At 69.0% G+C, this 13,964-nt stretch carries 13 protein-coding genes; 3 read left to right on the top strand and 10 right to left on the bottom strand.

The genetic code is table 11. The features are described from left to right. Nucleotides 1-30: 30 nt before the first annotated feature. Nucleotides 31-450 (bottom strand): flagellar basal body rod protein FlgC, encoded by a 420-nt coding sequence (gene flgC / locus AC1HFW_RS05615; protein ID WP_054435497.1) that lies wholly within the window; start codon nucleotides 448-450, stop codon nucleotides 31-33. Between the two features lie 22 nt (nucleotides 451-472). Continuing rightward, complete coding sequence (gene flgB / locus AC1HFW_RS05610; RefSeq protein WP_006394438.1) at nucleotides 473-880, bottom strand: flagellar basal body rod protein FlgB; 408 nt, start codon at nucleotides 878-880, stop codon at nucleotides 473-475. 168 nt (nucleotides 881-1,048) lie between these two features. Between flgB and flgA the strand changes: the two genes are divergently transcribed. From flgA to AC1HFW_RS05595, 3 genes are all read left to right on the top strand, one after another. Further along, the gene (gene flgA / locus AC1HFW_RS05605; RefSeq protein WP_479282189.1) at nucleotides 1,049-1,756 is read left to right on the top strand and encodes a flagellar basal body P-ring formation chaperone FlgA; all 708 of its coding nucleotides are present in this window, start codon (nucleotides 1,049-1,051) and stop codon (nucleotides 1,754-1,756) included. 127 nt (nucleotides 1,757-1,883) lie between these two features. Then, on the top strand, nucleotides 1,884-2,177 hold the full coding sequence (gene flgM, locus AC1HFW_RS05600) for a flagellar biosynthesis anti-sigma factor FlgM (RefSeq protein ID WP_006394436.1): 294 nt from the start codon (nucleotides 1,884-1,886) through the stop codon (nucleotides 2,175-2,177). Nucleotides 2,178-2,229: 52 nt separating this feature from the next. Then, nucleotides 2,230-2,706 carry a flagella synthesis protein FlgN gene (locus tag AC1HFW_RS05595; protein WP_035361419.1) on the top strand — a complete coding sequence of 159 codons (477 nt, stop codon included), beginning with the start codon at nucleotides 2,230-2,232 and terminating at the stop codon, nucleotides 2,704-2,706. A gap of 88 nt (nucleotides 2,707-2,794) precedes the next feature. On the opposite strand, the gene flhF is transcribed toward AC1HFW_RS05595, so the two are convergent. From flhF to AC1HFW_RS05555, 8 genes are all read right to left on the bottom strand, one after another. Further along, nucleotides 2,795-5,707 carry a flagellar biosynthesis protein FlhF gene (flhF, locus tag AC1HFW_RS05590; RefSeq protein ID WP_479282187.1) on the bottom strand — a complete coding sequence of 971 codons (2,913 nt, stop codon included), beginning with the start codon at nucleotides 5,705-5,707 and terminating at the stop codon, nucleotides 2,795-2,797. Next, nucleotides 5,704-7,824 (bottom strand): flagellar biosynthesis protein FlhA, encoded by a 2,121-nt coding sequence (gene flhA / locus AC1HFW_RS05585; RefSeq protein WP_061071533.1) that lies wholly within the window; start codon nucleotides 7,822-7,824, stop codon nucleotides 5,704-5,706. The genes flhF and flhA overlap by 4 nt, the downstream gene beginning before the upstream one ends. A gap of 3 nt (nucleotides 7,825-7,827) precedes the next feature. Then, nucleotides 7,828-8,982: a flagellar biosynthesis protein FlhB gene (flhB, locus tag AC1HFW_RS05580; RefSeq protein ID WP_006394431.1), complete on the bottom strand. Its 1,155-nt coding sequence runs from the start codon at nucleotides 8,980-8,982 to the stop codon at nucleotides 7,828-7,830. 197 nt (nucleotides 8,983-9,179) lie between these two features. Continuing rightward, entirely contained in the window at nucleotides 9,180-10,727 is a 1,548-nt protein-coding gene (locus AC1HFW_RS05575; RefSeq protein ID WP_479282185.1) for a methyl-accepting chemotaxis protein, read from the bottom strand. A 205-nt stretch (nucleotides 10,728-10,932) separates the two neighbouring features. Beyond that, nucleotides 10,933-11,565: a protein phosphatase CheZ gene (cheZ, locus tag AC1HFW_RS05570; RefSeq protein WP_006394429.1), complete on the bottom strand. Its 633-nt coding sequence runs from the start codon at nucleotides 11,563-11,565 to the stop codon at nucleotides 10,933-10,935. Between the two features lie 8 nt (nucleotides 11,566-11,573). Continuing rightward, complete coding sequence (gene cheY / locus AC1HFW_RS05565) at nucleotides 11,574-11,963, bottom strand: chemotaxis response regulator CheY (protein ID WP_006387517.1); 390 nt, start codon at nucleotides 11,961-11,963, stop codon at nucleotides 11,574-11,576. Nucleotides 11,964-12,013: 50 nt separating this feature from the next. Then, entirely contained in the window at nucleotides 12,014-13,072 is a 1,059-nt protein-coding gene (locus tag AC1HFW_RS05560) for a protein-glutamate methylesterase/protein-glutamine glutaminase (RefSeq protein ID WP_006394428.1), read from the bottom strand. A 46-nt stretch (nucleotides 13,073-13,118) separates the two neighbouring features. Continuing rightward, on the bottom strand, nucleotides 13,119-13,955 hold the full coding sequence (locus AC1HFW_RS05555) for a CheR family methyltransferase (protein ID WP_006394427.1): 837 nt from the start codon (nucleotides 13,953-13,955) through the stop codon (nucleotides 13,119-13,121). Between the last annotated feature and the right edge of the window lie 9 nt (nucleotides 13,956-13,964).

Raw genomic sequence — 13,964 nt, 5'->3', positions numbered from 1 at the left:
CGGGCGGCGCGGCGCGCGGAATCAGGCGGATCAGGATTGGCCGATGGTGAGGGTTTTCTGCATCAGGCTCTTGGCGGTGTTGAGCACCTCGACGTTGGCCTGGTACGAACGCGACGCCGCGATCATGTTGACGGTTTCCGCGATCGGGTCGACGTTGGGCATGCTGACGTAGCCCTGCGCGTCGGCCATCGGATGCTTGGGGTCGTAGACCTGCTTGAGGGGGGACTGGTCCACCACCACGCCGGCCACGCGCACGCCGCCGATCTCGCGGCCCTGCGTCTGGCCGGCCGGCGGGTTGACCTGGAACACCACCTGGCGGGCCCGGTACGGCTGGCCGTCGGGACCGACCACGCTGTCGGCGTTGGCCATGTTGCTGGCCGCCACGTTCATGCGCTGTGACTGCGCGCTCAGCGCCGACCCGGCGATATCGAAAATGCTCAACAAGGACATTGCCTGCGGTTCCCTATGAAAATCAATCCTGGATGGCGGCCATCATGGTGCGGATACGACCCGACAGCAGCTGCATCGTGCTCTGGTAGTGCAAGGTGTTGTCGGCGAACTGGACCCGTTCGATGTCCATGTCGACCGTGTTGCCGTCCATGCTGGGCTGGTACGGCAGGCGGTACAGCAGATCGGTCGGCCCCTGCGACACGGCCTTGGCCGGGATGTGGCGCGCCGACGTCAGGGTCAGCGAGGTATCCGGCAGGCGCTTGGTGCCTTCCATGGCGTTCTGCATCGCCGTCTTGAAATCGAAGTCGCGCGCCTTGTAGTTGGGCGTGTCGGCATTGGCGATGTTCGAGGACAGCACTTCCTGGCGCTGCGCGCGCAGTCCCAGGGACTGCTGGAAGAAGCGGAAATCTTCATTAAGCCGGTCTAGCATCGGGTCGCCTTCAATACGGATGAAACCCGGGACAGCGGACGCACCGTTATCCCATTGGATGACGGCATCATAGGGGCGGGTGCGACAACACAATCAGCCAAATAACCCGTCATTTCTCATCCAATTCACGTATTGCCAAGCGGCGCGGGCTTCTACAATTCGGACATGATGAAATTCCCCGCAAACCTCCGCGCGCACGCCGCCTGCCTGGCCGCCCTGCTGCTGGCCCCGGCGGCCCAGGCGCAGGACGCCGCCGTCCAGGCGCCCGAGGCGATCATCATCGCCGCGCAGACCTATTTGCTGGAACAACTCGCCGCCCTGCCCGGCCAGGCATCGGTGGCCATCGATCCGCCGCGGGCGGAGCGCCTGGCGCCCTGCGATGCCTTGTCCCCATTTATGCCCTCGGGCATGAAGCCGCGCTCGCGCATGACGGTGGGCGTGCGCTGCAACGCGCCCAAGCCCTGGACCACCTACGTGCAGGCCACGGTCAGCGTGCCGGGCTACTACTATGTGGCGTCGCGCATGATCGCGGCGGGCCAGGCCCTGACGCCCGCCGATCTGGCGCCGCGCGACGGCGACCTGGTGGCCCTGCCCCCGGGCGTCATCACCAATCCCGACACGGTGGTCGGCATGACCGCGGCCTACCGCATCAACGCCGGCCAGCCGGTCAAGGGCGCCGCCCTGCGCAACGCCCAGTCGGTGGTGCGCGGCTCTAACGTCCGTATCAACGCCCGCGGCAAGGGCTTCGTGGTCAGCAGCGAGGGGCAGGCCCTGGACAACGCGGCGCCGGGCGCCACGGTCCAGGTCCGCACCGCCAGCGGACAGGTGGTCAGCGGCGTGGTGCGCAATGCAGGCCTGGTCGAAATACAACTTTAGGCAATGTTACATATCGCGTTGCGGCAAGCGCCCGCCTACCCTAAAGTTCCTTCCGACCCTGTCGTTACAGAGACATAAGTAGGCGGAGCCGTCGCAAACCGACCCAGGACGCCCTGCGGAGAAAACCTTGAAGATCAATTCGACAACCAACCGGCCCATCTCGGCAGATGCGGTCAGCCCTCGCGCCGAGTCCGCGGTCGCCCAGGCCTACGGCGCCGGCAGCGGCAGCGGCGCCAGCAGCTCGCAGGTCGCGCTGAGCTCGGCCTCGCGCAAGATGCTGGCCCTGCAGGACGGCTCGAACGACATCAATGTCGAGCGCGTCGCCGCGATTCGTGCCGCCATCGCCTCGGGCCAGCTCAAGATCGACACCAGCCGCATCGCCGATGGCCTGATCGCCAGCGCCCGCGACCTGCTGAAGTAATACCGCCTTTGCAAGATCGCCGTTTTTTCGACCCGTCCGCCCGAGTATGACCATGAGCCCTGTCGAGTCCCTGCAAGCCTGCATGAAGCAGGAAGATGCCCTGATCACCGAGTTTTCCTCCATCCTGGAAGAAGAAACCAAAGTGCTGGTCGGGCCGGGCAACGTCGACGCGCTGCACGACATCACCGAGCGCAAGGGCAACATCGCCCAGCAACTGGTCGACCTCAGCCACACCCGCGACGGCCTGCTGGCCGAGATCGGCCTGCCCGCCGGCCATGCCGGCACCGAGCAGGCCGCCGTGCAGCATCCGCAGCTGTCCGACGTCTGGCAGGCCCTGCTGGCCAAGTCGGCGTCGGCCAACGAAATCAACATGCGCAACGGCGCCCTGATCGACGTGCACCTGCGCTATACCCAGCAATCGCTGGACGCCCTGCGCCAGATCGGCGGCCTCGGCGGCACCTCGACCTACGACGCCCAGGGCCGCGGCGCCCGCGCCACCCCGGGCCGCAAGCCGATCGTCGCCGGCTGAGCCGGATCCCGACACATCCAAGACAAACAGCCCGCGAAAGCGGGCTGTTTGTCTTGGGGGCCGTGCGGCCTGCCGGCGCCGGGACGCGCTAGACGCCGCCGGCCATTTCCAGCATGGCGAACATCTTCAGCAGCGCCACCGGCAGCAGGCGCCCGGAAAGCTTGCGCTCCGGGCTGACGACGCCGGCCAGCGTGGCGCGCACGCCATCCGCCGCGGAGGCGTGCGCCAGCTGCCAGCAGGCCGCGCCCAACTGGCCGGCCATCAGCGACTGCCGCGCCAGCGTATGCGCGCCATCGACCGCGGGCAACGCCTGCCAGGCATTGGCCATGTAGCGGAAACCGGCGCGCGCCTCTTCCTGCAGCACCAGCCAGCGCGCCACCGTGGCGGCGTCCGCCTGGCTCGCGGGCAGATTGGTCAGGCCGAACAGCTGGCCCGCCACTTCGCCGCTGGCGGTATCGATCAGGCGGGCGCACACCAGGCGGAAACGGGTTTCGTCGCCGCGGCCGGGCAGGCCGATCTCGGTGCCCGAGGCCCACAGCGCCAACGGCGCCGGCCGGGTGCCGGGCGCGGCGCGCAGGCCGGGCATGTCGCCCGGCTGGCCCACCGGCAGGTAGCCGACGCTCTTGCCCACCGCGTTCAGGTTGGTCGGGCATTCGTCCTGGATCACGCGCATGCCGCCGGGGCTGCGCGCCACCCACGACACGCCCTGCTCGCTCAGGCTCTGCCACAGCGCCGAGGTGCCGGCTTCCAGCATGTGCACGGCCGGCACCTGGGCCAGTTGCTCGTTCAGCCAGCGCACCCGCGCCTCCAGGGCCAGCGCCGTGTCCGGCTGCGCGGCGGCGGCCGGCGCGAACGACGACAGCATGCCATGCGGCAGCACCAGCTGCTGCGCCGGCGCGGCCAGGGCCGCGCCGCGGTCGCTCATCAGCACCGCGCTGAGCAGCGTGCCGCCGGGCAAGGCCTCGCCCTTCATGCTGGTCTTGCCGTGCATGACCAGCAGGTTGCGGCTGCAGGCGGTGGAGAATTCACGCCGCACCATCGCCAGGGGAGTCTCGCCCAGCGCCGCCAGGCTCGAACCGGCGCCATCGCTGACATACTCGCGCCACGAGGCGCGGGCCTGCACGCAGGCCGGGTCGCTGTCGAGCCAGCCCAGCGTGTCGTCCAGGTTCTGCGCGGCCTCGATCGTGCCGGCGCCGCCCTGCGGACGCAGGATCGCCGAGGCCAGCAACTGGCGGCGGCGGGCGGGGTCGACGGTCGCCTCGGTTTCGCGCGGCGTCGACCACAGCGACGCCATGTCGGCCTCGCTGGGTGAATACAGGGCGCGGGCGCGCTCGACCATGGCGAAGGCGCGGTCGATCAGCGCGTCGGCGCGCGCCAGCTCCAGGTGCTCCGGCACCTTCTGGCCGATCGACGAATAGTGGATTGGCAGCCGGTGGCGGATCGCCGTGTCCAGCGCCGCGCCCAGGCGCGAGGCCTCGTCGAGCTTGGTGATGATGCAACCGGCCACGTCCTCGCCGACGCCGTTGCGATAGGCGTGGGCGACTTCATCCAGCGTATCGCCCTGGCTGGCGGCGTTGAGCACCAGCAGGCGGCGCACCGGCTTGCCGGCGTTGCACAGCATCGCCGCCTGCTCGGCCACCTGGCGGTCGCGCTGGCTGATGCCGGTGGTGTCGATCAGCACGATCTTGCGGTTGCCCAGCTCGGCCAGGATGCGGCGCAGCTCGCCGGCATCGCGCACCGAATGCGCCGGCACGCCCATCAGGCGGCCGTAGATCTGCAGCTGCTCGAGCGCGCCGATCCGGAAATTGTCGGTGGTCAGCATCGCCACCTGCTCGCGGCCTTCGCGCGCGACGCAGCGCGCCGCCAGCTTGGCCAGCGTGGTGGTCTTGCCGACGCCGGTCGGGCCGACCAGCGCGTACACGCCGCCGCCCAGGAATTCGTCTTCCGAGCCCAGCACCGGCAGGTGCGTGACCAGTTCATTGCGGGCCCAGGCCAGCGCCGCCTCGGCGCTCATGCCTTGCGGCATGCGCTCGACCAGCGTGCGGACCAGCTTGGTGCTGAAACCGGCGTCCAGCAGGCTGCGGAACAAGGCGGCGCCCGCCGGCTCGCGGCCAGGGCCCTGGCGACCACCCCACAACAGGCCGTCCATGCGGCTTTCGAGCGCGCCACGCAAGGCGCTGATGGCGTCCTGCAGGCCCGCCGCGGCGTCGCCGGGCAGCGCCGCGGGCGGCATCCCCGGACCATTGCGCAGCGGCGCGTCGGGCATGCGCGCCATCGGCGACGGCGCCACCGGCGGCAACTCGCGCGCCGGCGGCAAGGCCGGCATTTCCATCCGCACCGGCGCGGCGGGCGCGACGGGCGCCATCACCGCGGGCGTGGCCACTTCCGCCGTCACGGCGGGCGGCGCGGCGACCGGCGCCGGGGCCATGGCGGGCGGCGCCTGACGAGCGACGGGTTCCGGCAACGCGTCCGGTTCGGGCAACGACTGCGCGACGTAGGCGGACTGATAGGCGGCGATCGAACGCGACGGCACCGCGTACGCGGGCTGGGTTGCGGCGACGGTCGCCGGCGACGCGCCGTAGGCCGGCTGGGGCACAACGCGGGGAGCCGGCTGCGCGGCATGGGCCGGCTGCGGCATCGAGACCGGTGCAGGCGCCACGCCGTAGGCGGGCTGCGGCGCCGCGACGGGCGCCGGCGGTGCGCCGTAACCGGGCTGCGGCGCCAGATTGGCGGGCGCGGCGTGACCGTACGGCGCGGGCGCCTGCGGCGGCACCGGAGCGGCTGGGGCGCGGGCCGGCGCATGGCCGTCGGCGTATCCCTGCGGCGCGGACGCCTGCGCATGCTGCGGCGCGTCGTCGAACGCGCCATCCACCGTGGCCAGCACCTCGATGCCGCCATCGACGCTGCGGTTCGACACGATCAGCGCGTCGGGACCGAGCACCTGGCGCACCTGGCGCATGACGTCACGGCTGTTGGCGCCAAAGAAGCGGCTTATTTTCATTGACCATTACCCCCACCGATGAGCGCCGTCACGCGGACCATGCGCTCATCGGGAATTTCCGTATTCGACAACACACCCAGCTGCGGCAGGTGGTGGCGCAGGAAGCGCGACAGCGGCGCGCGCAGCACCGGCGACACCAGCAGCACCGGCGCGTTGCCCTGCGATTCCTGGCGCTCGACCGCCGCCTGGGTTTCGCGCAGCAGTGTATCCGCCAGGCCCGGCTCCAGGCCGCCGCTGGTGGTCAGCGCCTGCGACAGCACGCGCTCGAGCTTGACGTCCAGCCCGATCACGCGCAGCTCGCCCTCGCCCGGGAACCATTGCTGGGTGATGGCGCGGCCGAGCGAACGGCGCGTCAGCGCGATCAGCTCGTTGATGTCGGGCTGGCCGCCGGTGCCGGCCGCCATCGCCGCCAGGCGCGGGCCGTGCTCGGACAGCGTGTCGATGATGGTGCGCATGTCGCGGATCGGCACTTCCTCGGCCAGGAGGCCCTGCAGCACCTTCTGCAGCGCGGTAAGCGACAGCGTCTTGGGCACCAGGTCCTCGACCAGCTTGGGCGCGTCGCGGCCGATGCGGTCCAGCAGCTGCTGCACTTCCTGGCGGCCCAGCAGGTTGGAGCCGTGGCGGTGCATCAGGTGGTTCAGGTGGGTGGCGACCACGGTGCCGGCATCCACCACCGTGTAACCGACCACCTGGGCCTGGTCGCGCAGGCTGCCATCGATCCACAACGCCGGCAGGCCGAAGGCCGGATCGGTGGTGGGCGTGCCCTTGATCTGCATGGTCACGCCGCCCGGGTCGATCGCCAGCCACTGGCCCGGCATGGCCACGCCATGGCCGATCTCGACCCCGGACAACAGGATGCGGTAATCGTTGGGCTTGAGTTCCAGGTTGTCGCGGATGTGCACCACCGGCGGCAGGAAGCCCACGTCCTGGGCGAATTTCTTGCGCAGGCTGCGGATGCGGTGCAGCAACTCGCCGTTCTGGGCGTGGTCGACCAGCGGAATCAGGCGGTAGCCGACCTCCAGGCCGAGCTGGTCCACCATCGAGACGTCGTCCCAGCTGGCTTCGGCCGCGGCGGCCTGCGCCTGCGTCACCGCCTGCTGCGGCACCTCGCTGGCCGCCACCTCGGCGGCCTTGCGCCGCTTGTGCATGGCCCATCCGCCCCAGGCCAGCGCGCCAGCCAGCGTCAGGAAGGCGATGTGCGGCATGTTGGGGATCAGGCCCATGATGCCAATAATGCCGGCCGTCAGGAACATCACGCTGGGGTTGGAGAACAGCTGGCTGATGATCTGCTGGCCGATGTCCTGGTCGGTCGACACGCGCGACACCACCACGCCGGCGGCGGTCGAGATCACCAGCGCCGGGATCTGCGCCACCAGGCCGTCGCCGATGGTCAGCAGCGTGTAGACGCGGGCCGAGTCGCTCATCGACATGTCGTGCTGGGCCACGCCCACGATCAGGCCGCCGATGATGTTGATCGCCATGATCAGCAGGCCGGCGATGGCGTCGCCGCGCACGAACTTGCTGGCGCCGTCCATCGAGCCGAAGAAGTCGGATTCCTGCGACACCTCGGCGCGGCGCTTGCGGGCCTCGTCCTCGCCGATCAGGCCGGCGTTCAGGTCGGCGTCGATGGCCATCTGCTTGCCGGGCATGGCATCCAGGGTGAAGCGCGCGCCGACTTCGGCGATCCGCCCCGCACCCTTGGTGATGACGATGAAGTTGATGATGGTCAGGATGATGAAGACGATGATGCCGACGGCGAAGTTGCCGCCCACCAGGAAGTGGCCGAAGGCCTCGATCACCTTGCCCGCGGCGTCCGGGCCGGTGTGGCCGTGCAGCAGCACCACCCGGGTCGAGGCGACGTTCAGCGACAGGCGCAGCAGCGTGGCGAACAGCAGCACGGCCGGAAACGCGGCGAAATCCAGGGGCTTGCGCGTGAACATGGCCACCAGCAGGATCATCACCGACAGCGCGATGTTGAAGGTGAACAGCAGGTCCAGCAGGAAAGTGGGCAGCGGCAGCACCATCATGCCCAGCACCATCACGATCAGGACGGGGCCGGCCAGGAGACGCGCATGCGTCGCGCCGTTGCTTTTCAACATGGTGAGCAGAGCGCTCATTCCTTAGACTCCTTGTGCTGCGGTCTTTGCCTGCGGGTCCAGCGCGGCGGGCACGGGCAGGGACTTGGGCGCCGTCGGTTCGACCCCCCATCCCGAGCGCCACGAGCGCAACTGGAAAACCCACGCCAGCACTTCCGCGACCGCGGTATATAGCTCGCCCGGGATTTCATGCCCCAGCTCGACGTGTTGATACAGCGCGCGCGCCAACGGCGGCGCTTCCAATGTGGGAATGCGATGTTCGGCGGCCAGTTCGCGGATCTTGGCCGCCACCAGCCCGGTGCCCTTGGCCAGCACCCGCGGCGCGCCGTTCTTGTCTTCCTCGTACTTCAGCGCCACGGCGTAGTGGGTCGGGTTGGTCACGACCACGTCGGCCTTGGGCACCTCGGACATCATGCGCCGGCGCGCGGCCTGGCGCTGCTGCTGGCGGATGCGCGCCTTGGTGTGCGGATCGCCTTCGCTTTCCTTGTGTTCCTGGCGCACGTCTTCCTTGGACATGCGCAGCTTCTTCAGGTGGCTCCAGATCTGCCAGGGCACGTCCAGCATCACGATCACCAGCAGCGAGGCGACGATGAAGGCGCAGCACATCGCCACCAGGCTCAGCGCCTTGGTCAGGGCGGCGGCCGGCGCCACGTGCATCAGGCCGAGCATGTCGTCGTGGTAGCGCCAGATGATCCACACCGCCACGCCGCCCACCAGCAGGGCCTTGGCCAGCGCCTTGATCAGCTCGACCACCGTCTGCGACGAGAACATGCGCTTGAGGCCGGCGAACAGGCTGAGCTTGGAGAAATTCGGCGACAGCGGCTTGCCCGAGATGACGATGCCCCCCAGCAGCACGCTGGACAGCACGGCGATCACCGCCAGCAGGCCGAAGATCGGCAAGATCACCATCAGGGCGTGGCCGAAGCCGTTGACGGCCTGCTCGACCATCACGCCCGGGTCGGCCACCACGCGCTGGTCGAACGCCAGCCCGTTGCGCAGCACCCCGCTCAGTCCCTGATAAATCGTGCCACCGCCGGCCCAGATCGCCGCGACACCGGCGGCCAGCATCATGAACGTGCCCAGTTCCCGGGAACGCGCAATCTGCCCCTCCTCGCGCGCCTTTTCCAGGCGCCTGGGAGAGGCGGCTTCGGTTTTCTCGAGGTCGCTTTCTTCGGCCATGCTCTGCGGTGTCGTTGCGGCTCGCGGATTGACGGATTACGAGCTGCCCGCCGAGATTCTAGGAGGCCTGGTCCTTTGGCGATAAGCCAAGAAACGGGGGGAAAGCGGCGCTATTCCCGGATGCGCCCGGACCGAGCCGGCCGGGCCCGGCCGCCGACCGGGCGCCCTGCCCCGCCTGCCTGGCGGATCGGTCTGGTTCAGCCGGCCGCCGCGACCACCGGCCGGGCCGGTCCAGCGGCGTCCAGGGTGGCCTGGAAGCGCACGTAATCGAGCCCGATCCGCACCGCGCCCCAGTGCTCGCCGTCCAGGAACAGCGGCACGGAGATGTCGTTGACGATCTCGCCGGTATCCCGGGAATAGGTCTGAAACAGCAGGGTTTCGGTATTGGCGGCCAGCCGCGCCCCGACCGGGTCGTCGAAGATGCGCTTGTGCCGCGCCCGGACGATGTCCTGGGCCGGGTCGCCGCTGGGCGGGTGCGAATAGCGGCTGTTGTGCGCCGGCGCGTAGCCGCGCGCGTCCACCAGCAGCGCGTAGCTGCCGCCCGGCACGGCCTCCAGCACGCGGTCCAGCAGGCGGGTCAGCGCCTCGTCGATGCCGCGGTCATAGGCGGTGTGGTAGCGCGGCGGCTCGCTGCCGGCGATCCGCTGGTAATGGCGGTCGAACACGTCCAGGCCGCGCTCGCGGGCATGGTCGAGCAGCCGGATCGCCGCCAGCCGGAAGGCGTCCAGCGTCTCGGACAGGCGATCGAAGGCGGTATTGCCGGTGCGCATGTCCGACAGCACCTCCTGCACGCTCTCGGTCTGGCGCCGGATGCGGTCGATCTCGCCGGACATGCTGGCCACCCGCTCGCGCACGTCGGCGCTGAGCGCGGCGATGCGGCTGACGTCCTGGCTCATGCCGTGATTGGTGGCGTCGACCTCGCCGATCGCCTGCACCACCTCGCCCACCTGGCGGTTCATGCTGTCGAAATCCCGCACGAAGTGCTGGAAGTCCTGGCGCGTCTTGTCCAGCACCGCGCCGGACGCGTCCACGTCCTCGCGCAGGGTGCCGGTCTGGCGCTGGGTGGAATCCACCAGTTCCAGCATCTCGCCGGTGTGGCGGCCGATGTCGCTGGTGGCGGCGTTGACCCGCTCGGCCAGCCGGCCCACCTCGCTGGCCACCACCGCGAAGCCGCGCCCGGCGTCGCCGGCGCGGGCCGCCTCCACCCCGGCGTTCAGCGCCAGCAGCTGGGTCTGCAGGGCGATGTCCTTGATGAGCTTGCTGATGTCGCCGACCGAGCGCGCCCGGCCGGTCAACTGCTCCACCACGTCGGTGAAGGCCGCCATTTCACGGGTCATGCGGTCGACCCGCTCCTTGACCTCGGACAGTTCGGCCAGCGCCTGTTCGGCCGCGCGCAGGTTCTGCCCGGAAACCTGGGCGATCTCGCGCGCATGGGTCGAGGTCGAGGCCGACAGCGCCGCGATCTGGGCGCCGCTGGCCGCCAGCGCCTCGGCCGCGCGCGCCTGCTCCTGCGCCAGCAGCGCGCAGCGGCCCGCCTGGAACTGGGTCCGGGCGGTGTTCAGGGCGATCTCGATGCTGGATTGCCGCACCGTGCTGATCCGGCTGCGGATGCCGGCCAGGAAGCGATACAGCGGCCAGGCGGCCGGGCTGAGGGACAAGGGGCGTTCGGACAGCGTGGCGCGGCCACGATTGAGCCGGCGCAACAACCCCCAGATGCCTCCGAATCGGAATATGGATCTGGCCAAGATGGCACCTCCTTGTGCGGCCCGGATTGCCTTCTGTGGGCATCCGTTGCCTGGGCGCGATGCGCCCTGTCTCCTGCTGCGGCCCCGATTCTTATTGTTTTGCAGTCTACCCAAGGGCGCGCGTTCGCACCCTTAGGGAATACGACCATGCCCGACCGGCGGGCATGGCGGCAGGCGGGCCAGCGCGGCCCGCCGCCTGGCGGACTCAGAAGCCCAGGCTGGCCAGCAGGTCGTCGACCTGGTCCTGGCTGGTGACCACGTCGGTCTTGCCCTGCGGGCTGACCTGCGGGCCGTTGAGCAGGCTGTTGGCTTCGTCGCGGCGCTCTTGCGGCACGTTGTCCAGCAGCACCTGCAGCAGCTCGCGCTCGATCGCGCCGACCACGTCCATCATGCGCATGATGACCTGCCCAGTCAGATCCTGGAAGTCCTGCGCCATGATGATTTCCATCAGCTTGGACTGGGTCTGCTGCGTCTGCTTGGGCACGTCCTGCAGGAACGCGCGCGTGTCCTTGACCAGCTCGCGGGCCTCGGGCAATTCCAGCGGCTGGTCGTACCATTGCTGCCAGCGACCATCCAGGGCCTGCGCCGAGCGCGACATGCCGTCCTGGATCGGGCCGGCGGCCTCGGTCGCGTTCAGCACGCGGTTGGCGGCCTGCTCGGTCATCTGCGCCACGTAGCGCAGGCGGTCGCGGGCATCGGGGATGGCGTTGGCCGCGTCCTTGATCGCCTGGTCCAGGCCCAGCTCGCGCATGCTGTCGCGCAGCATGCGGGTCAGCGAGGCGATGCGGTGAATCAGGTCCGGGGATTCCGTCGAGTCTTCATTCTGCGTCGTGCTCATCGCGCACCTCAGCCGCCAATTTTCTCGAAGATCTTGACCAGCTTCTCTTCCAGCGTCGCCGCGGTGAAAGGCTTGACCACGTAACCGTTGGCGCCGGCCTGGGCCGCCGCGACGATGTTTTCCTTCTTGGCCTCGGCCGTCACCATCAGCACCGGCAGCGAGGCCAGGCTGGCGTCGGCGCGGATCTGCTTGAGCATTTCCAGGCCGTCCAGATTGGGCATGTTCCAGTCGGACACGACGAACTGGAAGCCGCCGTTGCGCAGCTTCTCCAGTCCGATCGCGCCGTCTTCGGCCTCATCCACGTTCTCGAAACCCAGCTCTTTGAGCAGGTTGCGGATGATCCGCCGCATGGTGGGGAAGTCATCCACCACCAGAATCTTGATGCCCTTGTCTACCATCTTTTACTCCAGAAGAAATTTGCTTGAGATCGATCGGGACGACAGCCGCGTCAAACGCGGTGTCCCCGGTCGCCCAGGCGAGTCAGAATGCGCTCACTCATTGCCGACAGCGGCACCACTTCGTCAGCCGCACCGATTGCGATGGCCTCCCGGGGCATGCCGAAGACCACGCAACTGGCTTCATCCTGCGCGATGGTATGGGCGCCGGCGCGGTGCATGGCCAGCATGCCGGCCGCTCCGTCCTTGCCCATCCCGGTCAGGATGACGCCGATGGCGTTCTTGCCCGCTGCCACGGCGGCGGAATTAAACAACACATCCACCGACGGGCGGTGGCGATTGACCGGTTCGCTGGCTTCCAGCTCGATCACGTAGTTGGCGCCGCTGCGGCCCAGGCGCATGTGCATCTCGCCGCCCGGGGCCAGGTACACGTGGCCCGGCAGCACGCGCTCGCCGTGCACGGCCTCGCGCACCGTCACCGCGCACAGGGCGTCCAGGCGCTGCGCGAACGAGCGCGTGAAGCCGGCCGGCATGTGCTGCGTGATCAGGATGGCCGGGCTGTCCGGCGGCAGCGGCTGCAGCACTTCGCGGATGGCTTCGGTGCCACCCGTGGAGGCGCCCACGATGACCAGCTTTTCCGAGCTGGCCAGCGGCCGGCGCAGCATCGGCGCCGGCGCGGGCGCCGGGGCGTGCGGGCTCGGCGTGCGCAGCTTGGCGCGCGAGGCGGCGCGGATCTTGTCGGCGATGATCTCGGTGTATTCCAGCAGGCCGTCGCGGATGCCCAGCTTGGGCTTGGTCACGAAGTCGATGGCGCCGAGCTCGAGCGCGCGCAGCGTGATTTCGCCGCCGCGTTCGGTCAGCGACGACACCATCACCACCGGCATCGGCCGCAGGCGCATCAGCTTTTCGAGGAAATCCAGCCCGTCCATGCGGGGCATTTCCACGTCCAGCGTCAGCACGTCGGGGTTGTGCTTCTTGATCAGCTCGCGCGCCACCAGCGGATCGGGCGCGGTCGCGACCACTTCCATATCCGGCTGGCTGTTGATGATCTCGGTCATCAGTCCGCGCACGAGCGCGGAATCATCCACACATAGAACTCTGATTTTCTGCATTGTTTACCGCCTCAGGCGGACCTGGAACCCGTCGTCACCGACCGGCCTAGGCCTTGCCCGCGCATTCGTAGACTGTCTGCCCGCGCAGACGGAAATCCCGACTGATATAGGTGAAGTTCTCGGAATGGCCCGCAAACAGCAGGCCGCCCGGCTTGAGCAGCGGAACGAACCGCTCAAGGATCTTCGCCTGGGTCGGCTTGTCGAAGTAAATCATGACGTTGCGGCAGAAGATGACGTCGAACTTCTCGCTGATCGGCCACGACGGCGCCAGCAGGTTCAACGTCTCGTACCGCACCATGTCGGCGATCTCGGGACGCACCCGGACCTGTCCGGCGTTGGCGCCGCGGCCCTTCAGGAAGAAGCGCTTGAGGCGGCTCTCTTCCATCTTGGCCACGCGCTCGGCCGGGTAGACCGCCGTGCGCGCCCGGTTCAACACGTTGGTGTCGATGTCGGTCGCCAGCACCGAGCAGGCGCTGGCGCGCGGACCCAGGGCCTCGGCCAGGGTGATCGCGATGGAGTACGGCTCTTCGCCCGTGGACGCCGCGCAGCACCACACCGACACCGGGCCGCTGCGTTTTTGCGCGAAGTCGGCCAGGATCGGGAAATGGTGCGACTCGCGGAAGAACGCGGTCAGGTTGGTCGTCAGGGCATTGACGAAATCTTCCCATTCGGCCGCGTCCGGCTCGTTCTCGAGCTGGTCCAGATAGCTGCCGAAGTCCTGCCGGCCCAGCGCCCGCAGGCGCCGCGCCAGCCGGCTATAAACCATTTCGCGCTTGTGCGTGCCCAGCGAGATGCCGGCGCGCGCGTGAATCATCTTGCGGACGCGGGTGAAGTCCGCGTCCCGAAAATCGAATTGGCGGTCCACCGGGATGGACGGCGCCATGTTTGCCGC

It is taken from the genome of Achromobacter sp. ISS7 (assembly GCF_056523125.1).
Note: the sequence above shows the minus strand (reverse complement) of the source record. Positions and strands in the feature narration are given on the sequence as shown.

Bases quoted from the DNA above. Each gene is read 5' to 3' on its own strand.
- flgC (WP_054435497.1), bottom strand. From the start codon at position 450: ATGTCCTTGTTGAGCATTTTCGATATCGCCGGGTCGGCGCTGAGCGCG.
- flgB (WP_006394438.1), bottom strand. From the start codon at position 880: ATGCTAGACCGGCTTAATGAAGATTTCCGCTTCTTCCAGCAGTCCCTG.
- flgA (WP_479282189.1), top strand. From the start codon at position 1,049: ATGAAATTCCCCGCAAACCTCCGCGCGCACGCCGCCTGCCTGGCCGCC.
- AC1HFW_RS05595 (WP_035361419.1), top strand. From the start codon at position 2,230: ATGAGCCCTGTCGAGTCCCTGCAAGCCTGCATGAAGCAGGAAGATGCC.
- flhF (WP_479282187.1), bottom strand. From the start codon at position 5,707: ATGAAAATAAGCCGCTTCTTTGGCGCCAACAGCCGTGACGTCATGCGC.
- flhA (WP_061071533.1), bottom strand. From the start codon at position 7,824: ATGAGCGCTCTGCTCACCATGTTGAAAAGCAACGGCGCGACGCATGCG.
- flhB (WP_006394431.1), bottom strand. From the start codon at position 8,982: ATGGCCGAAGAAAGCGACCTCGAGAAAACCGAAGCCGCCTCTCCCAGG.
- cheZ (WP_006394429.1), bottom strand. From the start codon at position 11,565: ATGAGCACGACGCAGAATGAAGACTCGACGGAATCCCCGGACCTGATT.
- cheY (WP_006387517.1), bottom strand. From the start codon at position 11,963: ATGGTAGACAAGGGCATCAAGATTCTGGTGGTGGATGACTTCCCCACC.
- AC1HFW_RS05560 (WP_006394428.1), bottom strand. From the start codon at position 13,072: ATGCAGAAAATCAGAGTTCTATGTGTGGATGATTCCGCGCTCGTGCGC.
- AC1HFW_RS05555 (WP_006394427.1), bottom strand. From the start codon at position 13,955: ATGGCGCCGTCCATCCCGGTGGACCGCCAATTCGATTTTCGGGACGCG.